The organism is Ensifer sp. GW101-20A05 (assembly GCF_059424735.1).
The window spans coordinates 19643-38921 of sequence record NZ_JBWKZT010000020.1 but is presented as its reverse complement, the minus strand read 5'-3'; the positions used below and the strand labels follow the sequence as shown (position 1 = coordinate 38921).

Sequence of the window (19279 nt, the reverse complement as noted above, 5' to 3'; positions counted from 1 at the left end):
ACCACGGGAAAAGCAACATGGCTGGAAGCGTCAACAAGGTAATCTTGATCGGAAATGTCGGGGCAGACCCGGAAATCCGGCGCACGCAGGACGGCCGGCCGATTGCCAACCTGCGCATCGCAACCTCGGAATCCTGGCGCGACCGCAACAGCGGCGAGCGCAAGGAAAAGACCGAATGGCACACGGTCGTCGTCTTCAACGAGGGCCTCTGCAAGGTCGTCGAACAATATGTGAAGAAGGGCGCCAAGCTCTATATCGAAGGCGCGCTGCAGACGCGCAAGTGGCAGGACCAGAACGGCAACGACCGTTATTCGACCGAAATCGTGCTGCAGGGCTTCAACTCGACGCTGACGATGCTGGACGGTCGCGGCGAGGGCGGCGGCTCCGGCGTCAGCCGCGGTGGCGGCGGCGACTTTGGCGGCAGCAACTACGGCGGTGGTGGCGGCGGTGGTTACGACGACTACGACCAGTCGCGCCAGTCTTCCGGTGGCGGCCGTTCGGGCGGTGGCCAGGGCGGTCAAGGCGGCCAGGGCGGCCAGGGCGGTGGCTTTTCGCGCGACATGGACGACGACATTCCGTTCTGATCGGCCATCGATCAGTGTCGATCAGTATTGACGCAAAACGCCATGTCCTCTGGGACATGGCGTTTTTTGTTGTCCGTTCTCTTTGTCGCTCGTTCGGCGACGAAAGGCGATCAGCCGCGGCTCTAAAGCGCCATTGCCGATTTGACGCCGTCGACAACGAACTGCACCGCCAGCGCCGCCAGGATGACGCCGAGCAGGCGCGTCAGGATGGCGCGGCCGGTGACACCGAGAAACCGGTCGATGCGCTCGGCGATGACGAGCGCAAGGAACAGGCTGAGCATAGACAGCGCGATGACGATCAAGAGTTGCGTGCGCTCGACCGCCGTCGGGAACGAGCCGGCGAGCAGGATCGTCGCGGAGATCGCGCCTGGCCCGGCAATCAGGGGAAGCGCGAGGGGAAAGACCGCGATGTTATGGATGTGATCCTTGGTGGTCGCGTTCTCGCCGGTCTTTTCCTTGCGTTCCTGCCGCTTCTCGAAAATCATCTCGAAAGAGATCCAGAACAGTAGAAGACCGCCGGCGATGCGGAAGGCGCCGATCGAGATGCCGAGCAGCCCGAGGATGCCGTTGCCGAACACGGCGAAGGCGGCAAGGATGAAGAAGGCGATCAGCGAGCCGCGCGTGGCCACCTGAAAGCGCTCCTGTCGGCTGAGACCGACCGTCAGACTTAGGAAGATCGGCGCGAGGCCGGGCGGATCGAGCGTGACGAGAAGCGTGGTGAGTGCATTGACCAGGAGGTCGACATTGAACATCCGTTTCCCCTTCCGGATTTCGCCCCGGGTTTTCCCGGTGGCATGAAGGCATTGTTAGGCAAGCGGCACGGGCTTGGGAAGAGGGCGGCAAACAAAGTCTCAGCAATGACTTAATGAGCAATCCCTTGCGGCAATCGGACCGCAAATGCGCGGCGTCGCGGCGATTGGCGGCAGGGGTCTTCCGATTTCCCGCGCGATGCCCTAGAAAAGCCTGCTCCGGCGGCAAAAGACTGTTCACAACTGCCGCATGGCTCTTCGGCTCCTGATCTGGACTGTCGAACGAATCATGCAGCGAATCAAAGCGTTACAGTGACATCTTCACAGGCTGGCGGGTGAACGGCGCGAAGGGCCGCAAATTGGCGCTTCCCGTGGCAATCCGCTATAAATATCCGACTGATTCTGAACAAAGATCGTGATCACCATTGACTGAGCAAAGCACTCCCGGCGGCGGAAAAACTCCGCCAGGCATCGAGCCGATTTCCATCATCGAGGAAATGCAGCGGTCCTATCTCGATTACGCGATGAGCGTCATCGTCAGCCGCGCGCTTCCCGACGTGCGTGACGGTCTGAAACCCGTGCACCGCCGCATCCTCTACGGGATGAGCGAGCTCGGCATCGACTGGAACAAGAAATACGTCAAATGCGCCCGCGTCACCGGGGACGTGATGGGTAAGTATCACCCACACGGCAACGCAGCGATCTACGATGCACTGGCGCGTATGGCGCAGGACTGGTCTCTCCGCCTGCCGCTGATCGACGGCCAGGGCAACTTCGGTTCGGTCGACGGCGACCCGCCGGCAGCCGAGCGCTACACCGAATGCCGCCTGCAGAAGGCGGCCCATACGCTGCTCGACGATCTCGACAAGGAAACCGTCGATTTCCGCGACAACTATGATGGCACGCTGAGCGAGCCGTCCGTCGTCCCCGCGAAGTTCCCCAACCTGCTCGTCAATGGCGCCGGCGGTATCGCCGTCGGCATGGCGACGAACATCCCGCCGCATAACCTGGTCGAAGTCATCGACGGCTGCATGGCGCTCATCGACAATCCGGCGATCGAACTGCCGGAATTGATGGAGATCATCCCGGGCCCGGACTTCCCGACCGGCGCATTGATCCTCGGCCGCTCCGGCATCCGTTCGGCCTACGAGACCGGCCGCGGTTCGGTCATCATGCGTGGCCGTGCGCATGTCGAGCCGATGCGCGGCGACCGCGAGCAGATCATCATCACCGAGATCCCCTTCCAGGTGAACAAGGCAACGATGATCGAGAAGATGGCCGAACTGGTGCGCGAGAAGCGCATCGAGGGCATCTCGGATCTGCGCGACGAATCGGACCGTCAAGGCTATCGCGTCGTCATCGAACTGAAGCGCGACGCCAATGCCGACGTCATCCTGAACCAGCTCTACCGCTACACGCCGCTGCAGACCTCCTTCGGCTGCAACATGGTGGCGCTGAACGGCGGCAAGCCGGAACAGATGACGCTGCTCGATATGCTGCGTGCTTTCGTCTCCTTCCGCGAGGAAGTCGTTAGCCGGAGAACGAAATACCTGCTGCGCAAGGCGCGTGACCGCGCCCACGTCCTGGTCGGTCTCGCAATTGCCGTTGCCAACATCGACGAAGTGATCAAGCTGATCCGGCATGCGCCCGATCCGCAGACCGCACGCGAACAGTTGATGGAACGCCGCTGGCCCGCCCATGACGTCGACAGCCTCATCCGGCTGATCGACGATCCGCGCCACCGGATCAATGAAGACAACACCTACAACCTGTCGGAAGAACAGGCGCGCGCCATCCTCGACCTGCGCCTGCAGCGCCTGACCGCGCTCGGCCGCGACGAAATCGGCGACGAACTCAACAAGATCGGCGAGGAAATCAAGGATTACCTCGACATCCTGTCCTCGCGCCTGCGCATCATGAGCATCGTCAAGAACGAGCTCATCGCCATCCGTGACGAATTCGGCACCCAGCGCCGAAGCGAGATCATGGAAGGCGGCCCTGACATGGACGATGAGGACCTCATCGCCCGTGAAGATATGGTCGTGACCGTCTCGCATCTCGGCTACATCAAGCGCGTGCCGCTGACGACCTACCGGGCGCAGCGCCGCGGCGGCAAGGGCCGCTCGGGCATGGCGACCCGGGACGAGGATTTCGTTACCCGGCTATTCGTCGCCAATACCCATACGCCTGTTCTGTTCTTCTCCTCGCGTGGCATCGTCTACAAGGAGAAGGTCTGGCGCCTGCCGATCGGCACGCCGCAATCGCGCGGCAAGGCGCTGATCAACATGCTGCCGCTGGAACCCGGCGAACGCATCACCACGATCATGCCGCTGCCCGAGGACGAGGCGACCTGGGAAAACCTCGACGTCATGTTCTCGACGACCCGCGGCACGGTTCGCCGCAACAAGCTGTCGGACTTCGTCCAGGTCAACCGCAACGGCAAGATCGCGATGAAGCTCGAGGAGGAGGGCGACGAGATCCTCTCCGTCGACACCTGCACGGAGCATGACGACGTCATGCTGACCACGGCGCTCGGCCAGTGCATCCGCTTCCCGGTCGACGACGTGCGCGTCTTTGCCGGCCGCAACTCGATCGGCGTTCGTGGCATCAACCTCGGCGACGGCGACCGCATCATCTCGATGGCGATCCTTGGCCATGTCGATGCCGAGCCGTGGGAACGGGCAGCCTATCTGAAGCGTGCAGCCGCCGAGCGGCGCACGACGAACGGCGAAGAGGAAGAAATCGCTCTGGTCGGCGAGGAAGTCACCGACGGCGGCGAACTCAGCAACGAACGCTTCGAAGAACTAAAGGCACGCGAACAGTTCGTGCTGACGGTCTCGGAGAAGGGCTTCGGCAAGCGCTCGTCGTCCTACGATTTCCGCACCTCGGGCCGCGGCGGCAAGGGCATCCGCGCCACCGACACCTCGAAGACGGCGGAAATCGGCGTACTCGTTGCAGCCTTCCCGATCGAAGACAACGACCAGATCATGCTCGTCTCCGATGGTGGCCAATTGATCCGCGTGCCGATCAATGGCGTCCGGCTTGCGAGCCGCGCGACCAAGGGCGTCACCATCTTCTCGACCGCCAAGGACGAGAAGGTCGTTTCGGTCGAGCGCATCAGCGAGCCTGAGGGCGACGAGGAAGGCGAGGAGGCGGCTGTCGAGAACGGAGCGCCGGAAACGCCAGCCGAATCCGAGGGTTAACTGCCCACGCGATAGTAGCGCCAAGGATTTTGAAGCCCGCCATCTTGGCGGGCTTTTCTATTGGCGGCGCACGCGTCCCTTTGCGGCAACGCAACTTGCCCACGAGATCGAAGCGTGTTACGCGCGAACCATGGAAAATGTCGGCAACGTCAACGCTTCGATTATTCGCACCATTCATCGAATGGTGGGTTGACGCGCGCTCCTTTTCCGAAAGCAGCAACCCGCCGCAAGGCGGGTTTTGTCTATCCGTCTTGCGCAAACCCAAGAGACGGACATGTCAGATCACGAACTGAAACAGGTTATCCAAGCTGCCGACCGTGCAATCACGGCAGAAGATTTTGAGAGCCTGATGGACTTCTACGCCGACGACGCGACGCTGGTCGTCAAACCCGGTCTCTACGCGACCGGAAAGCCCCAGATCCAAAGAGCGTTCGTGGCGATCGCCGCCCATTTCAAGAACCAGATGAAAGTCCGCCAGGGCGAGATGAAAGTGATCGAAGGAGGCGACACCGCGCTCGTCATCATGGAAACGGTACTCGATACGGTGGACGCGGAGGGCGCCGATGTCTCCATCGTGAGGCGGGCAACCTACGTCTTCCGCAAGACGGATGCCGGCAAATGGCTTTGCGTCATCGACAATTCCTACGGCACAACGCTGCTTGATGGGTAGTCGCCGCGCTAAGTGGAAGCATCACCGTCCTGGGCTGCAGGTGCGACACTGCGAATGTAGTCGCGCAGCCCCTTGGCGAGCGCATCGAAAGTGACGCGGCAGCGCGGCGCCGTTTTCAGGTTCTCGTGCATCACCAGCCAGGTATCGAGCTTCATCTCGAAGAGACCAGGCAGCACCGGGAGAAGGTCGGGGTCGCGCGCTGCCAGCCCGTTCTGGCAGATGCCGATGCCGAAGCCGGCGCGGATCGCTGCGAGCTGGGCAAGGTTGCTGTCGGCCTTGAGCGCAAACCGTGCCGTCGGCAGTTCGGGCGACCGGGCGATGATCGCCCGGATCGCGGCGGTTTCCCGGTCGTAGCCGATCAGGCTGTGATCGGCGAGATCGGTCAGTGCCTGCGGCATGCCGCGCCGCGCGATGTAGCTGCGGTGGGCGTGAAAACTGATGGGGACGACGCCGAGGTGGCGGGCGATCAATGCATCCTGCGCGGGCGCGACCATACGCACAGCGATATCGGCCTCCTGACGCAGCAGGTCCTCCACGGTGTCGGAGGCGGAGAGTTCGATCATCAGCTCCGGATAGGCCTCGTGCAGCTTCGCCAGGATCGGCGGCAGGACCTCGATGCCGATGACCTCGCTGGCGCTGATGCGCACAGTACCGCTGACGGCATCACGCTGGCTGGACGCGGCACGCAAGAGTGCCGCAGATGTCGCGGAGAGCGTCTCGGCATAGGGCCGGAGCGCCAGCGCGGCATCGGTCGGCAGCAGGCCATGCGGGGAGCGCACGAAGAGCGGATAGCCAAGTGCCGCTTCCATGGCGTCCACGTGCCGGCCGACGGTCGGCTGCGTCAAGCCAAGCTCGCGGGCGGCCGCCGATAGCGACCCCTCCCGCAGCACAGCGAGAAACGTTCTGTAGAAATCCCAGCTCAAATCTATTCTGCTCATATATTTCAGTATATCTGATCAAGATTTTTCGGCAATTCCGTTTAGCTCTGCTTTGCGTGATCCTGTCTTCATCGAAACGGATGGAGCGAGACATGGCCGAGATGCAGGAAAGAACAAAGAGCGCGCTGGTGCTCGGCGCGACGGGCGGTATTGGCAGCGCCGTGGCACGCGGGCTCAGCAGGCGCGCCTGGCAGGTGCGCGCCTTGAACCGAAACGCCGAGAGGGCAGCGCAGGCGGAGCCGGCGTTCGACTGGCGGCAAGGCGATGCCATGGACGCACGCGACGTTCGCGCTGCGGCGGAAGGGGTCGATCTGATCGTGCATGCCGTCAATCCGCCCGGCTACCGCAACTGGGGAACCCTGGTGCTGCCGATGCTCGACAACACCATCGCGGCTGCGAAAGCCTCGGGCGCGCGCATCCTCCTGCCGGGAACGATCTATAATTTCGGCCGGGATGCCTTTCCCATTCTGACCGAGGACGCCCCGCAGAACCCTGACACCGACAAGGGCCTGATCCGCAAGGAGATGGAGCGTCGCCTGAAGGGCGCGTCCGAGGCAGGCATCGGCGTCATCATCGTTCGGGCAGGAGACTTCTTCGGCCCGGGAGCCGCCAACAACTGGTTTTCGCAAGGGTTGGTAAAGCCCGGAAAACCGGTGACGGCGATTTCCTATCCCGGCCGTGAAGGCACCTCCCACCAGTGGGCCTATCTGCCCGATGTCGCGGAAACCATGCTCCGCCTCGTGGAGCGTGCCGAAAGCCTGCCGCGCTTTGCCGTCTATCATATGCGCGGCTTCCTCGACCGGAACGGAACGGAGATGGTGGCGGCGATCCGCCGCGTCGTCGGCAAGCCGGAGCTACCCGTCAGGGCTTTTCCCTGGTGGCTGATCGGCCTTGTCTCGCCTTTCGTCCCGCTGTTCAGGGAACTGCGCAAGATGCGCTACGTTTGGCGCGAACCTCTGAGAATGCCGAACGAGCGGCTCCTGGCGGTTCTCGGCGAAGAACCGCATACGCCAATCGACGAGGCGGTCGCAACGACGCTCAGGGGACTTGGTTGCATGCCTATAGAGGCAGAGGCCAGAACGGCCACTGGTGACCGCGTTCTCGCGTAGTGGAATTGCCTGGCGAAGCCGTTACGGCTAGCGGCACGGGTGGCGCGTCGAACCGTCAGTTCCTGAAGACAAGGCAGGCGCCACCGCTCTTGCGAATGGTGGCGCAGAGCTTGTTTGCTTCCGCCTGGGTCTCGCGGCCGATGCGTGCGGCGTAGCGGATCCTGAGGCCAAAGCTGGCATTGCGCTCCCTGAGCAGGAGGGCCTTCTCGCTGCGGATCGGTTCCGGCAGGCGCTTGGCAGCACGCACAAACAATCGCTGCGCCACCGACTTCTGGAAGTGCGCGGCGAGTTGCACGCCCCAGGGCGCCCATTCAGCTTCGTCGATCACCTCGATATCGCGAAGGTTGCGGGTGCTGGCGAGCGCCACGCAACCATCGAGAAAGGTCTTGCCCTTGTCGAGCGTCAGGTCGAGCGTCTTCGGTGGATTGTCGCGCCAGTCCTCGACGCTGTAGGCGGTGATCGCCAGGACGTAGTTGCGCGTCTCAGTCGGCAGCCAATCGACCTCGAGAAAACGCTCCAGCCCGTTTTCTCCGGCATTGTAGGCGGCGGCGGCAAAGCCGAGATTGCCGTAGCGCGACTTGAGCTCGTTCAGATATTCCGCGGACTTGCCCAGCGCTTCGACGACATCGAAGCTGTTGTTGAGCCCCCGCATCTTCGCCGTTCCAGGCATGAACTGCGCGATCCCTTCGGCCCCCTTGGGGCTGACCGCATTCGGCCGGAACAGGCTTTCACGCCAGATCAGGCGGGCGAAGAAGGCCGCGGGCAGGTCGTTCACCGTCGCGTAATGGTCGATCACGCCGCAAACATCGCGGGCGAAGTTCTCCTTGCTGATGCAGAGCGCCTTCGCGGGATCGATGACAGACCGCCCTGAATAGACGCATTTCGGTTGGGGGAGGAGCTCATCGATACGAGCGGCCGCGGGGACCGCTCTGTATGCCGGAAGGCTGACAAGCAGCGCCAGCGCCGCTCTCGCGACCCGTGCCCAAGCGCCCGCTCTCACCTTCCGCCGAAGACCCACGTTTAAGTGTTTCCAGAAACAGTCCTTGCGCGTTCATAGCATCTAAGACCGCCTCGACAAACGGTCATTGTCGAGACGGTCTAGCGCGGCGAACCTGTCGGGAGCACCAATTGCATGAATGTCAGATCGAGCCAGCGGCCGAATTTCGTGCCGACTTCGCGCATGCGGCCGGTGTCGACAAAGCCCAGTTGGGCATGAAGGCGGATCGAGGCCGTGTTTTCCGATTCGATGCCCGCGATCATCACGTGTTTGCCCAGCCGCTCAGCCTCGGCGATCAGCGCGACCATAAGCTTGCGGCCAATGCCACCGCCGCGCCGATCCTTGTGAACATAGACGGAGTGCTCGACCGTGTGGCGATAACCGTCGAAGGCGCGCCAATCGCCAAAGGACGCATAACCGACGACGTCGCCTTCATCGGAGACGGCCACCAGCACCGGATAGCCCGCGTCCACGCGCGCCTTCAGCCAGGCCGTCCGATTGGCGACGTCGACCAAGGTCTCGTTCCAGATCGCCGTCGTGTTTGCCACGGCGTCGTTGTAGATCTCGCAGATGACTGACAGATCGTCTTGGATGGCCGCTCGGATCAGCATGCTTGCTCCTCACATTCGTTCACTATATGACTACGATATGGATACTAAAGTAGACAGCCTGGATCAACGGCTCAGTGAACGAATTCGGCTCGAAAGAGAAGCGCGCGGCTGGTCGCTGAGCGAGCTTTCGGAGCGCTCGGGTGTCTCGCGCGCAATGATCCACAAGGTCGAGCGGGGCGACAGCAGCCCGACGGCAACATTGCTCGCCAAGCTTGCGGGCGCGTTCGGGCTCTCCATGTCCAGCCTGATCGCGCGCGCAGAAATGAGCCAGGGCAGGCTGTCGCGACGCCGGGACCAATCGGTCTGGCGCGATCCACAAACAGGATATCTCCGGCGCCACGTGTCACCGATGTCGGAGCTGCCGCTCGAACTGGTCGAGATCGAGCTTCCGGCAGGCGCCGACGTGTCGATCCCGGCATCCGCCTATGCGCTTCATCGTCGATGGATATGGGTGAAGCAGGGCAGCCTGACCTTTGTGGAAGGCCTCGATACCCATGTTCTCGGCGAGGGGGATTGCCTGGAGCTTGGCCCGCCGCAGGATTGCGTTTTCCGCAACGCCAGCGGCGAGACCTGTATCTACGCCGTCGTCCTGTTGAGGACCGGCTGAACTTAACGGTCGAGCTCGGCGATTGCGATCTGCGCCATCGCCAGGTCGCTCTCCACGCCGAAGTCGTCACCATCCTCCAGGAACCAGGCGGCGGAAAGCCCGGCATAGGCCAACACCCAATTCAGGATGCGGCGCGGGTGAAGGCCGGTCTCCTCGGCGACGATGGGCAGGTGCCGCTGCAGCCGGCCCGGCGCGGTGACCAGGGGCAGCTCCGGATTGCAGAACAGGTTGGCATAGTCGTAGCCGCGATCGCCAAGGACGCGCTTCGGGTCGATTGCCAGCCAGCCGCGGTCGCCGAAATCAAGAATGTTGGCGTGATGCACGTCGCCATGCAGCACGACAGGTGGTTCCGGATCGGCAAACAGGCCTTTCGCCGCCTCGAGCGCACGGACAAAAAAGCCGCCTTGAGCAGGAGCGGCCGCCTCAAGTGAAGCGAACCATTTGTCGAGCGGCACGAGATCCTGGGGAACGGGTGTCGAACGCGGAGCATGAAGCTCGGCAACGGTGCGGCAGATGATGCGCGTCACGTCTTCATCGCTTCCCGTCATCGCCATGTGAAAGAGGTTGCGCTGGCTGTCCGTGCGCTCCATCAGGACGGCATCGCCATCGGACTCATAGACTTTTGCCGCACCGTGCCCGTTCCAGTAGAGCATCGGCAGGCGACCGAACTTTTCCTCGGGATCCTGCGCGACTTTCAGCATCGCCGACTGGTTGCGGTAGCGGACGGGTTGAAGATGGCTGGAAGGCGTGACGATAATTTCGCCGTCAGGCTGCAATGACCATTTTTCAAAATATCTAGAAAACATGAGGAGTTAATTTCCCAATGGACAAATGCCCCGTCGGGTGACGGGGCATCGGCCATGTGGGAGCGTCAGGCAACCTGTTCAAGGGCCGGATAGTCGGTGTAGCCCATGGCGCCGCCACCATAGAAGGTCGTCTGATCCGGCGTATTGAGCGGCGCGTCGCGCTTCAGCCGCTCGACGAGATCCGGATTGGCAATAAACGATTTGCCGAAAGCGACGAGATCGGCTTCGCCGTCCTTGATCGTCTTCACCGCCAGCGCCCTGTCATAGCCGTTGTTCGTCATCCAGGCAGCCTTGCCGCCCGCCGCGACATAGGTGGAACGCAGCGCGTCATAATCGAATGGCCGGTCGCCCTGCTGATGGTCACGTGGACCACCCGTCGCGCCTTCGATGATGTGGATGTAGGCGAGGGGATAGCGAGCGAGGTTCTTGACCGCATAGCCGAAGAGCGTGTGCGGCTCCGGATCGAAAACGTCGTTGGCCGGCGTGACGGGCGAAAGGCGGATGCCGACGCGTCCGGCGCCGATTTCCTTCGTCACGGCATCCATGACCTCAAACAGGAAGCGGGCACGGTTCTCGATCGAACCGCCGTAGGCATCCGTGCGGTGGTTCGAGCCGGAACGCAGGAACTGGTCGATGAGATAGCCGTTGGCCGCATGGATCTCGATGCCATCGAAGCCGGCGTCGATCGCAGCGCGCGCAGCCTTGCGGTAGTCCTCGACGATACCTCCGATCTCGGCGACATCAAGCGCGTGCGGTTCGGAGGTTTCGGCAAAGGAACCGGTACCGTCAGAATTGATCAGATAGGTCTTGGACTTGGCACGGATTGCAGAGGGCGCAACCGGCTTCAAACCATCCGGCTGCAGCGAATTGTGCGAGATACGGCCGACATGCCACATCTGGACGACGATCCGGCCACCCTTCGCATGCACCGCATCCGTCACCTTGCGCCAGCCTTCCAGTGCCTCCGGCGTATAGAGACCGGGCACGTCGGCATAGCCCTGGCCCTGCTGGGTGATCGCCGTTCCCTCGGTGATCAGCAAGCCGGCCGTCGCGCGCTGCTCGTAATAGGTGACGTTCAGTGTGTTCGGAACGGCGCCGGGAGAACGATTGCGTGTCAACGGCGCCATGACGATGCGGTTCTTCAGCGCGATGTCGCCGATGGTGATGGGGTCGAAAAGCGAGGCCATGGGAGGTCCTTTCATGGAGGTCTGCTTGGGAGGAGCTGTTTGCTTTTAGAGATCGCCGATGCTTTTGAGGAAGGCGGCAATCGTCTCTTCATCGCGGCGGTAGAAGATCCACTGGCCAACCCGGCGCGTCGTCACGAGGCCGGCGCGCTGAAGCACTGCGAGATGCGAGGAAACGGTCGACTGCGACAGGCCGCAGCGTTCGAACTGACCGGCGCATACGCCGAGATCGAGCGGATGTTCCTGTGTTGGGAAATGGAGCTGAGGCTCCTTCAGCCAGGCGAGGATGTTCACCCGCACTGGATGGGCAAGCGCCTTCAATATCTCGTCTCGATCCATTGTATATCGCCATATCGTGTTTTATCGATAGATGTATCGCCAAAACTCGATATTCAAATCACAAGACCGTGAACACCATGACGGCAAAAAAAGAGGGCCTCAAGAAAACTTGGGCCCTTGTAGTTGTGAAGGTAATAAGAACCTCCAGAGGGGAACAGCTAATGCGGTGGCGGGGGAGGAGGAGCCACCAAGAATGCATCAGCTGCATTTTGATATGGGAAGCGAAGTATCGGCTTTCAATAGCCGACTGTGATTTTCGTCACGGCTCGCTCGTCTTCAAACAGTAGACAAAAAAAGAGGGCCACAAGATGACTTGGGCCCTTATAAGTTGTGAAGGTAATTAAACCTCCAGAGGGGAACAGCTGCTGCGGTGGCACTGGGAGGAGAAGCCACCAAAGATGCATCAGCTGAGTTTGGTATGCTGCTTTTTTGGGCGGGCAGCAATCATTTAATATGCATGACAGCCATGCCATGTGCGCATCCCTGCCTATTTCTGCATCGCACAATGAAAATGCGCCGCATAAAATAGAGGGCGCATTCAAAATATCAAATTAAAAACATATAGTTACGGGAACAGCCAAGAAATGCTCACAAAAAGAGCATTTGCCGATTGAACGTCAGAAGTTCCAGTTCCGGGCCTTGGCGACGATGTAATCGCGGAAGACCTTGAGCTTGGCGGCATTCTTCATCTCGTCCGGATAGCAGAAATAGGTATCGAACGAGGGGATGTCGGCGCTGATCGGAAGCTGTATGAGGCCCGGATCGCGGCCAACGATATAGTCAGGCAGCATCGCAACGCCGATGCCCAGGAGGCAGGCCCGCTTGATCGAGGTCTGGCTGTTGATCTGCAGGTGCGACACGCGCGGATTGTCGGAATCGCGGCCGGCGATTTCGAGCCAGTTGACGTCGAGCAGATAGTTCGGCGCCGGCTCACCGAAGGTGATGATGCGGTGATTGTCGAGATCCTCGACCGACTGCGGCTCGCCGTATTTGTTGATATAGGAGGGTGCTGCATAGACGTGCATGTGCACCGTGAACAGCTTGCGCTGAATGAGGTCCGACTGCTGCGGCTGGCGCAGGCGGATGGCGCAGTCCGCATGGCGCATGTTCACGTCGAGCTCTTCATTGTCGAGGATGAGCTGGACCTGCACGTCCGGGTGCAGCGACATGAACTCCTGGATCTTGTCGGTGAGCCAGCCCTGGCCGAGGCCGACGGTCGTGGTGATGCGCAGCTTGCCGCTTGGCTTGTCCGTGGTTTCGCTCAGCTGGACCTTGACGCTTTCGAGCTTCATCAGCACTTCGTGCGCCGTCCGGTAGAGGATCTCGCCCTGTTCGGTGAGGATCAGGCCGCGCGCATGGCGGTGGAACAGCTTGATGCCGACATCCTGCTCAAGAGAGCTCACCTGCCGGCTGATCGCCGATTGCGAAAGATGGAGCTTGTCTGCCGCATGCGTGAATGACCCAGCCTCGGCCGCCGCGTGAAAAATGCGCAGTTTGTCCCAGTCCAGCGACATGAAGTCCCCCATAAGAAACCACTCCGGAAGACGGGGTCCTGTCTTCCGGATGTGGCTGATGCGTCTGTTCCCACACGGGGCGAGGTGCCTCAGCGGCACCACCCCGATTCGCAGCTTCTATTCGGCTGCAATTGCGACGGGCATATGACCCGCCAGGTATTTCTCGGTCTCGAGCGCTGCCATGCAGCCCATGCCGGCCGCCGTCACCGCCTGACGATAGATGTCGTCCGTCACGTCGCCTGCGGCAAAAACGCCGGGCACGTCGGTCGCCGTCGAATCGGCCGCGGTCCACAGATAGCCGTTGGACTTTTGCCGAAGCTTGCCTTTGAAAAGTTCGACCGCCGGGGCGTGACCAATCGCGACGAACACCCCGTCGGTGACCATGTCGGAGGTTTCGCCGGTCTTGGTGTTGCGCAGCTTCACGCCGTCGACCGAGGCGGGCATCGGCGGCTTGGCCGGTGCGCCCAGATATTCGACGACCTCATGGTCCCAGATCACCTTGACGTTCGGCTTGGCGAACAGGCGCTCCTGCAGGATTTTCTCGGCGCGGAAGGAATCGCGGCGGTGCACGACGGTGACGGTCTTGGCAAGGTTCGACAGGTAAAGCGCTTCTTCAACGGCCGAGTTGCCACCGCCAACGACGATGACATCCTTGTTGCGGTAGAAGAAACCGTCGCAGGTGGCGCAGGCCGAGACGCCGAAGCCCATGAAGGTCGGCTCGGTCTCGATCCCAAGCCATTTCGCCTTGGCGCCGGTGGCGATGATCAGGGCGTCCGCCGTCCAGTCGGTGCCGCTATCGGTCTTGATGCGGAACGGGCGCACGGACAGATCGACGTCAGTCACGAGATCGTTGACGATCTCGGCACCGACATGGGTCGCCTGCTTCAGCATCTGCTCCATCATCCACGGGCCCTGGACCGGGTCGGCATAGCCCGGATAATTCTCCACGTCGGTGGTGATCATCAACTGGCCGCCCTGTTCCAGGCCGGCGATCAGCACCGGCTCGAGCAGGGCGCGCGCCGTATAGATGGCGGCCGTATAACCGGCCGGGCCGGAGCCGATGATCAGCACTTTCACGTGACGGGCAGTCATAGTCTTGTCCTTCGTTCACGGGGAGAGAGAGAACGCTCTCGTCCGATTCCATTGCGTCAATGGGAAATAGTTCCATAGTTTAGGTATTCCCTACCATGACTTTCAAGGGCGTCGGCCCTGATACACACAAGTGCTTGAGCGCCAAGCCTAGTTTTGCCACCAGATGACGCGTTTGTGCACCAGGTTCGGCCATCCGATCCGTCTTTACCGAGCCATGCGCCGGGAGCAGTGCGGCAGCGGAATGAATGCCGCATCCGGCCAAGAGGATGCCGCTTCGGACGGTGGCGGCCCATTTTTGCGGTAAGACCGGTGTCAGCCATGCCATTTTCCCGCGAATAGTCGGCGGGACTGCTTGTTGTCCAGCGGGTTTGGCGATATTTCACGCGGATTCACTTTGCTGGAGAAGCATATGGGGTTGAATGCCGGCCGTGCTTGGTTCCATCGCGCTGCGCTCGGCCACGCACCGACTCGAGACGACCTCGCCCTCCTGGAGCGCGCCTTGCCGAGAATCTCGACCGAGATGATCGCGGCTGCGCCGGGATAGGGGACGCACCAGTCAACTTCGCCGGCCATCGGGGCCAGCTCAACCGTCAGCAAATACAAAGTTTTTGACTTTGCCCTCGCGCAAAATGTCACCACGCAAAAAGGACGAACGTTCATGACGAAACAAGTCGAGCTCGACGCAATCGATCTCAAGATCCTTCGCGAGCTCCAGCGTGATGGCCGGATGACCAATGTCGATCTCGCCCAAAGGGTCGGCATCTCTGCGCCGCCGTGCCTCAGGCGCGTGCGCAAGCTCGAGGAAACCGGCGTCATCAAGGGCTATCACGCGCTCCTGAACGCACCGGCACTCGGCTTCGATCTCGTCGCTTTCTGTATGGTGGGTCTGAAGCGCCAGTCGGAAGCTGACCTGAAGGCTTTTGCCGCGGCAACGGCCGAATGGCAGATCGTCCGCCAAGCCTGGACAGTTTCCGGCGAAAGCGACTTTTTGCTGCATTGTGTCGCCGAGAATCTGACGGCTTTCCAGGATTTCGTCATCGAAGTGCTGACGGCCAACGAACGGGTAGACACGGTGCGCACGATGCTGACCATTCGCCAGGTCAAGGATATCGGCCTCGTTCAGATCTAAGGCCCGCCCATGAGCAAGCTTCCGCTTTCCGCCTTCATCATCTGCCAGAACGAAGAAGCCTACCTCGGCAATTGCATCGAGAGCCTCGAGCAATGCGCGGAAATCGTCATCGTCGATTCCGGTTCGACCGATGGCACGCCGGCACTCGTGCAGTCCTATATCGACAAGGGTTGGCCGATCCGCTTCCTGCATGAGCCCTGGCGAGGGTATGCCGGCCAGAAGCAGTTCGCCCTCGATCAGTGCACGCAGCCGTGGTGCCTCAACATCGATTCCGACGAGCGCCTGGACGAGCCACTGAAGGCGCTGCTGCCATCGCTGCTCGATGCACCGGCGGAGACGGTCGGCTGGCGCGTCGCCCGCAGGCCCTATCTGATCGGTTACGGCTACACGCCCGAACGGGTGCACGAGCGGCGGAACCTCCGGCTGATCCGCCAGGGCAGGGGACGCTACGACCTCAATCAGAAGGTCCATGAGGGGATCGTTCCGGACGGTGCCGTCAGTGCCGCACGCAAGGGAAGCCTGCTGCATTACCGGCCGCTGATCATCGACGAGCAGATCCTCAAGGAAAACAAATATTCGACGCTGAAGGCAGACCAGCAGTTTGCGGCCGGAAAGTCCGCGCGACCCTACAAGATGCTGTTCAGCCCACCGCTCTATTTCTACCGGCTCTATTTCCGCAATGGCCTTTGGCGCTGCGGCTTTCCGGGTTTCATCGAAGCGACGACGGGGGCGGTCTACGCCTTCCTGACCGCAGCCAAGATCTATCAGAGGCACGCGCTGAAGCGCCGTCCGAACCATGACGACATGGATCGGCGCCAGACCAGCCCGTGAGGTTCCCATGAAAATCATGCACTTTCATTTCGGCAAGGACGGCGGCGCAGAGCGCTTCTTCGTTCATCTGGTGAATGCGCTTGGCGAGCGCGGCGTCGAGCAGACCTCGGTCATCCGGCCCGGACGCATCTGGCGGAAGGATATCGAAGGTGCAACGCGCATCATCGAAAGCAATTTCCGCAACCTGTCGCTCGACCGGATCCTTTTGCCGATGAAGGTCAGCAGCATGGCGCGCCGCGAGAAGCCGGACGCGCTCTTTGCCTGGATGCCGCGCGCCAGCCGCCTCATGCCGAACTACAAGGGCTGCATCAAGATTTCCCGCCTCGGCGACTATCCGCTGCGTCTCGACTATTTCCGCAATACCGATTGTCTCGTCTGCAACACGCCCGGAATTGCCGAGCATGTGCGCAAGATCGGCTGGAAACGCGACGTCGAGGTGATCTCCAACTTCACCGGGACGGAACGCGTCGCGCCAGTCAGTCGCGCCACGCTCGACACGCCGGAGAATGTGCCGGTCGTCATGTCGATGGGGCGGTTCGTGCCGCGCAAGGGCTTCCACACGCTGATACAAGCCATCGCCAAGGTGCCGGACGCCTATCTCTGGCTGGTCGGCGACGGCGAGGAGCGGGAAAACCTCGAGAAGCTTGCGGCCGACCTCGGGGTGGCGAAGCGCGTACGCTTTGCCGGCTGGCAGAAGGATACGCGGCCTTTCCTCGCTGCCTCGGACATTTTCGTCATGGCCTCGAGCCATGAACCGCTCGGCAATGTCATCCTCGAGGCCTGGGCCCAGGGCACGCCGGTTGTCTCCAGCCGTTCGGAAGGGCCGCAATGGTTCATGCGCGACGGCGAGAACGGCTTGATGGTCGATATCGGCGATGCCGACGGTTTCGCGCAAGCGATCGACCGCATCGCGAGCGACGCGTCACTGGGCGAACGCCTCGCCGAACGCGGCCACGAGACCTTGATGAACCAGTTCTCAAAACAGGCGATCACTGACGCCTACTTGAAGCTCTTCGCTTCAAAACGCTGAGCTAATTTCGCTCGCGCGGCTGCCACACGAATGGCAGCCGATCAGGAACGCATCAGCCGTTCGTAGACGGCGTTGATCGCACGGGCCTCGCCCTCGATCGCGAAGGAGGCGCAGGTCAGCCCCAGGCCGTTGGCGCCTGCCATCGTGCGGCGGCGATCATCGTCCATGAAGCCGGCAGTCGCTTCAACCATCGCCTGCAGATCGTTTGCCGCAATGACCGTACCGGTTTCCTGCTCGCCGACGACGACCAGTTCCGAAAACGCACCGACATCGGTCGCAATAACCGGCACACCGGTTGCCATGGCTTCGAGCGGCGTCAGGCCAAAACCTTCCCAGCGCTGCGGCGCGATGAAGAGATCAAGCGCGCGATACCAATCGGGAATGTTGGTGTGCTCGCCGACGAAACGGATGCGGTCCGTCAGCCCGGCCTTTGCGACCCGTTCCTTCAACTCGTTCTCGAACGCCACATGCGGGCCGGTCGCGCGCCCCGCGACGATGGCGCTCCAGCCCGGCCGGCAGGGGAGCAACGCGATCATGCTATCAACGAAGAGGTCGGTTCCCTTCTGCTTACGCACCCGTCCGAAGCAGCCGACATATTTCTGCGCCGGATCGAGCCCGAGCGCAGACTTGGCGGCGACTGTATCCGCCGGCGGCTGGAAGCGTTTCGTGTCGATGCCGTGCAGGATGACCGTGTTCGGCACTTCGAGATAGGCGGCGGTCTTGCCGCTCGTCGCGATCACCGCATCCATCCTGGAGATCAGGAACTTGCTCCAGCCAGTGTGGCGCCGCTGCGAAGCCGAGGTGAAGACGATCTTCAGCTTCATGCCGAGCAGATCGCGCAGCACGATCGCCGGCAGCATCTCGACGTTACGGCGTGCATGCCAGACCCGGCAGGGCCGACCATCCGGTGCGCTCCACAAGCGCAGGAGATCGCGGAATCGGATCGAGGGCAGGGTGTCCGGCAGCCCCGGGCCAAGCACGGCGACCTTTTCGCCAAGCGTGCGCTGGATCGGAACCAACTGGATAATGGTGGACGTCACGCCCGAGAGGCGGCGCTTGAAATTGGGAGCGATGACCTCGACGTTCCGGATATCGGCCACGAAAGCGCACTCCTTGCGCGAGCAACGATCGTCTTTTGGAAAGAGAGAAATGGGGCGAAGGGAGGCTTCGCCCCTGCCGGGGCTGATCAGCCCCAGTTGACCGCGAGAATTTCGTAGGCCTTGGAGCCGCCGGGGGCGTTCACTTCGATGGAATCGCCGACTTCCTTGCCGATCAGGGCGCGCGCGATCGGCGACGAGATCGAGATGCGGCCAGCCTTCACGTCGGCTTCCTGGTCGCCGACGATCTGATAGGTCTTTTCCTCTTCGGTGTCCTCGTCAACGAGCTTGACCTTGGCGCCGAATTTGATCTTGGAGCCGGACATCTTCGAGAGATCAATGACTTCCGCGCGGGCGATCAAGTCTTCGAGCTCAGTGACGCGGCCTTCGTTATGGCTCTGCGCCTCCTTGGCGGCATGGTATTCGGCATTTTCCGACAGGTCGCCATGTGCACGGGCTTCGGCGATCGCCTCGATGATTCGTGGTCGTTCTTCCTGCTGGCGCCAGCGCAGCTCCTCCTGCAGGTTGACGAATCCACCCTGTGTCATCGGCACTTTTTCGACCATTTCATTGTCCTTCATCAAGCACGAGGCGCCGCCCTTTGGGCGGCGCCAACGCAAAAGAAAACGGTCTCCGGCGCGTAAACACCGGAACCGTCCGAAACTTCGAACCTTCGTTATAGCAGAAACGGAAGCGCGAAAGCCAGATATTTCGCCACCATCCACCGAAGCCAACAAACCATCCGCAACTTGTAGACGAAGGAAACCGGTGGCAAGTTTTGCAGAAACA

19 protein-coding genes are annotated in these 19279 nt (G+C 61.6%); 8 read left to right on the top strand and 11 right to left on the bottom strand.

Annotated features, from left to right (window positions below; genetic code table 11):
* Positions 1–17 precede the first annotated feature (17 nt).
* On the top strand, positions 18–584 hold the full coding sequence (locus AC070A_RS30585) for a single-stranded DNA-binding protein (protein ID WP_112996153.1): 567 nt from the start codon (positions 18–20) through the stop codon (positions 582–584).
* A 122-nt stretch (positions 585–706) separates the two neighbouring features.
* Here AC070A_RS30585 and AC070A_RS30580 read toward each other — a convergent pair whose 3' ends face one another.
* Complete coding sequence (locus AC070A_RS30580; RefSeq protein WP_057250268.1) at positions 707–1336, bottom strand: MarC family protein; 630 nt, start codon at positions 1334–1336, stop codon at positions 707–709.
* A gap of 422 nt (positions 1337–1758) precedes the next feature.
* Here AC070A_RS30580 and gyrA point away from each other — a divergent pair, with 422 nt between their 5' ends.
* Positions 1759–4536, top strand: coding sequence for a DNA gyrase subunit A (gene gyrA / locus AC070A_RS30575; protein ID WP_113479513.1), 2778 nt, complete (start codon positions 1759–1761; stop codon positions 4534–4536).
* 274 nt (positions 4537–4810) lie between these two features.
* The gene (locus AC070A_RS30570; protein WP_112996154.1) at positions 4811–5206 is read left to right on the top strand and encodes a YybH family protein; all 396 of its coding nucleotides are present in this window, start codon (positions 4811–4813) and stop codon (positions 5204–5206) included.
* Positions 5207–5214: 8 nt separating this feature from the next.
* Here AC070A_RS30570 and AC070A_RS30565 read toward each other — a convergent pair whose 3' ends face one another.
* Positions 5215–6144 carry a LysR family transcriptional regulator gene (locus AC070A_RS30565; RefSeq protein ID WP_113479512.1) on the bottom strand — a complete coding sequence of 310 codons (930 nt, stop codon included), beginning with the start codon at positions 6142–6144 and terminating at the stop codon, positions 5215–5217.
* A gap of 92 nt (positions 6145–6236) precedes the next feature.
* Between AC070A_RS30565 and AC070A_RS30560 the strand changes: the two genes are divergently transcribed.
* Positions 6237–7253 (top strand): NAD(P)H-binding protein, encoded by a 1017-nt coding sequence (locus tag AC070A_RS30560; protein WP_255571448.1) that lies wholly within the window; start codon positions 6237–6239, stop codon positions 7251–7253.
* Between the two features lie 55 nt (positions 7254–7308).
* Here AC070A_RS30560 and AC070A_RS30555 read toward each other — a convergent pair whose 3' ends face one another.
* Both AC070A_RS30555 and AC070A_RS30550 read right to left on the bottom strand, forming a co-directional pair.
* Positions 7309–8271, bottom strand: coding sequence for a lytic transglycosylase domain-containing protein (locus tag AC070A_RS30555; protein WP_162728118.1), 963 nt, complete (start codon positions 8269–8271; stop codon positions 7309–7311).
* Positions 8272–8351: 80 nt separating this feature from the next.
* Positions 8352–8861, bottom strand: coding sequence for a GNAT family N-acetyltransferase (locus tag AC070A_RS30550; protein WP_113479510.1), 510 nt, complete (start codon positions 8859–8861; stop codon positions 8352–8354).
* Between the two features lie 37 nt (positions 8862–8898).
* Here AC070A_RS30550 and AC070A_RS30545 point away from each other — a divergent pair, with 37 nt between their 5' ends.
* Complete coding sequence (locus AC070A_RS30545; protein ID WP_113479509.1) at positions 8899–9468, top strand: helix-turn-helix domain-containing protein; 570 nt, start codon at positions 8899–8901, stop codon at positions 9466–9468.
* Positions 9469–9470: 2 nt separating this feature from the next.
* On the opposite strand, the gene AC070A_RS30540 is transcribed toward AC070A_RS30545, so the two are convergent.
* The 5 genes from AC070A_RS30540 to trxB all read right to left on the bottom strand — a co-directional run bounded on the left by AC070A_RS30540 (position 9471) and on the right by trxB (position 14403).
* A complete protein-coding gene (locus AC070A_RS30540) occupies positions 9471–10274 on the bottom strand; it encodes an aminoglycoside phosphotransferase family protein (protein WP_058324175.1) in 804 nt (267 codons plus the stop codon).
* A gap of 65 nt (positions 10275–10339) precedes the next feature.
* Positions 10340–11461, bottom strand: coding sequence for an alkene reductase (locus AC070A_RS30535; RefSeq protein WP_113479508.1), 1122 nt, complete (start codon positions 11459–11461; stop codon positions 10340–10342).
* A gap of 45 nt (positions 11462–11506) precedes the next feature.
* On the bottom strand, positions 11507–11797 hold the full coding sequence (locus AC070A_RS30530; RefSeq protein WP_058324177.1) for an ArsR/SmtB family transcription factor: 291 nt from the start codon (positions 11795–11797) through the stop codon (positions 11507–11509).
* Between the two features lie 617 nt (positions 11798–12414).
* Positions 12415–13311: a LysR family transcriptional regulator VtlR gene (locus AC070A_RS30525; protein ID WP_034791460.1), complete on the bottom strand. Its 897-nt coding sequence runs from the start codon at positions 13309–13311 to the stop codon at positions 12415–12417.
* A 117-nt stretch (positions 13312–13428) separates the two neighbouring features.
* Positions 13429–14403 carry a thioredoxin-disulfide reductase gene (trxB, locus tag AC070A_RS30520; protein WP_057250287.1) on the bottom strand — a complete coding sequence of 325 codons (975 nt, stop codon included), beginning with the start codon at positions 14401–14403 and terminating at the stop codon, positions 13429–13431.
* A gap of 658 nt (positions 14404–15061) precedes the next feature.
* Here trxB and AC070A_RS30515 point away from each other — a divergent pair.
* Genes AC070A_RS30515 through AC070A_RS30505 form a run of 3 tightly spaced genes read left to right on the top strand, consistent with a single transcriptional unit; the run spans position 15062 to position 17393 of the window.
* Positions 15062–15532 (top strand): Lrp/AsnC family transcriptional regulator, encoded by a 471-nt coding sequence (locus tag AC070A_RS30515; protein ID WP_053247447.1) that lies wholly within the window; start codon positions 15062–15064, stop codon positions 15530–15532.
* Between the two features lie 9 nt (positions 15533–15541).
* On the top strand, positions 15542–16363 hold the full coding sequence (locus AC070A_RS30510; RefSeq protein ID WP_113479507.1) for a glycosyltransferase family 2 protein: 822 nt from the start codon (positions 15542–15544) through the stop codon (positions 16361–16363).
* A gap of 7 nt (positions 16364–16370) precedes the next feature.
* Entirely contained in the window at positions 16371–17393 is a 1023-nt protein-coding gene (locus tag AC070A_RS30505; RefSeq protein ID WP_093235857.1) for a glycosyltransferase, read from the top strand.
* A gap of 41 nt (positions 17394–17434) precedes the next feature.
* On the opposite strand, the gene AC070A_RS30500 is transcribed toward AC070A_RS30505, so the two are convergent.
* Positions 17435–18493, bottom strand: coding sequence for a glycosyltransferase family 4 protein (locus AC070A_RS30500; RefSeq protein WP_113479506.1), 1059 nt, complete (start codon positions 18491–18493; stop codon positions 17435–17437).
* 86 nt (positions 18494–18579) lie between these two features.
* Entirely contained in the window at positions 18580–19056 is a 477-nt protein-coding gene (gene greA / locus AC070A_RS30495; protein WP_058324180.1) for a transcription elongation factor GreA, read from the bottom strand.
* Positions 19057–19279 lie beyond the last annotated feature (223 nt).

What these genes read in the sequence shown, in the direction of transcription:
- AC070A_RS30515 (WP_053247447.1), top strand. Translation starts at nt 15,062, where the DNA reads ATGACGAAACAAGTCGAGCTCGACGCAATCGATCTCAAGATCCTTCGC.
- AC070A_RS30580 (WP_057250268.1), bottom strand. Translation starts at nt 1,336, where the DNA reads ATGTTCAATGTCGACCTCCTGGTCAATGCACTCACCACGCTTCTCGTC.
- AC070A_RS30505 (WP_093235857.1), top strand. Translation starts at nt 16,371, where the DNA reads ATGAAAATCATGCACTTTCATTTCGGCAAGGACGGCGGCGCAGAGCGC.
- AC070A_RS30525 (WP_034791460.1), bottom strand. Translation starts at nt 13,311, where the DNA reads ATGTCGCTGGACTGGGACAAACTGCGCATTTTTCACGCGGCGGCCGAG.
- AC070A_RS30535 (WP_113479508.1), bottom strand. Translation starts at nt 11,461, where the DNA reads ATGGCCTCGCTTTTCGACCCCATCACCATCGGCGACATCGCGCTGAAG.
- AC070A_RS30565 (WP_113479512.1), bottom strand. Translation starts at nt 6,144, where the DNA reads ATGAGCAGAATAGATTTGAGCTGGGATTTCTACAGAACGTTTCTCGCT.
- AC070A_RS30540 (WP_058324175.1), bottom strand. Translation starts at nt 10,274, where the DNA reads ATGTTTTCTAGATATTTTGAAAAATGGTCATTGCAGCCTGACGGCGAA.
- greA (WP_058324180.1), bottom strand. Translation starts at nt 19,056, where the DNA reads ATGGTCGAAAAAGTGCCGATGACACAGGGTGGATTCGTCAACCTGCAG.
- AC070A_RS30570 (WP_112996154.1), top strand. Translation starts at nt 4,811, where the DNA reads ATGTCAGATCACGAACTGAAACAGGTTATCCAAGCTGCCGACCGTGCA.
- AC070A_RS30550 (WP_113479510.1), bottom strand. Translation starts at nt 8,861, where the DNA reads ATGCTGATCCGAGCGGCCATCCAAGACGATCTGTCAGTCATCTGCGAG.
- AC070A_RS30510 (WP_113479507.1), top strand. Translation starts at nt 15,542, where the DNA reads ATGAGCAAGCTTCCGCTTTCCGCCTTCATCATCTGCCAGAACGAAGAA.
- AC070A_RS30560 (WP_255571448.1), top strand. Translation starts at nt 6,237, where the DNA reads ATGGCCGAGATGCAGGAAAGAACAAAGAGCGCGCTGGTGCTCGGCGCG.
- trxB (WP_057250287.1), bottom strand. Translation starts at nt 14,403, where the DNA reads ATGACTGCCCGTCACGTGAAAGTGCTGATCATCGGCTCCGGCCCGGCC.
- AC070A_RS30585 (WP_112996153.1), top strand. Translation starts at nt 18, where the DNA reads ATGGCTGGAAGCGTCAACAAGGTAATCTTGATCGGAAATGTCGGGGCA.
- AC070A_RS30530 (WP_058324177.1), bottom strand. Translation starts at nt 11,797, where the DNA reads ATGGATCGAGACGAGATATTGAAGGCGCTTGCCCATCCAGTGCGGGTG.
- AC070A_RS30545 (WP_113479509.1), top strand. Translation starts at nt 8,899, where the DNA reads ATGGATACTAAAGTAGACAGCCTGGATCAACGGCTCAGTGAACGAATT.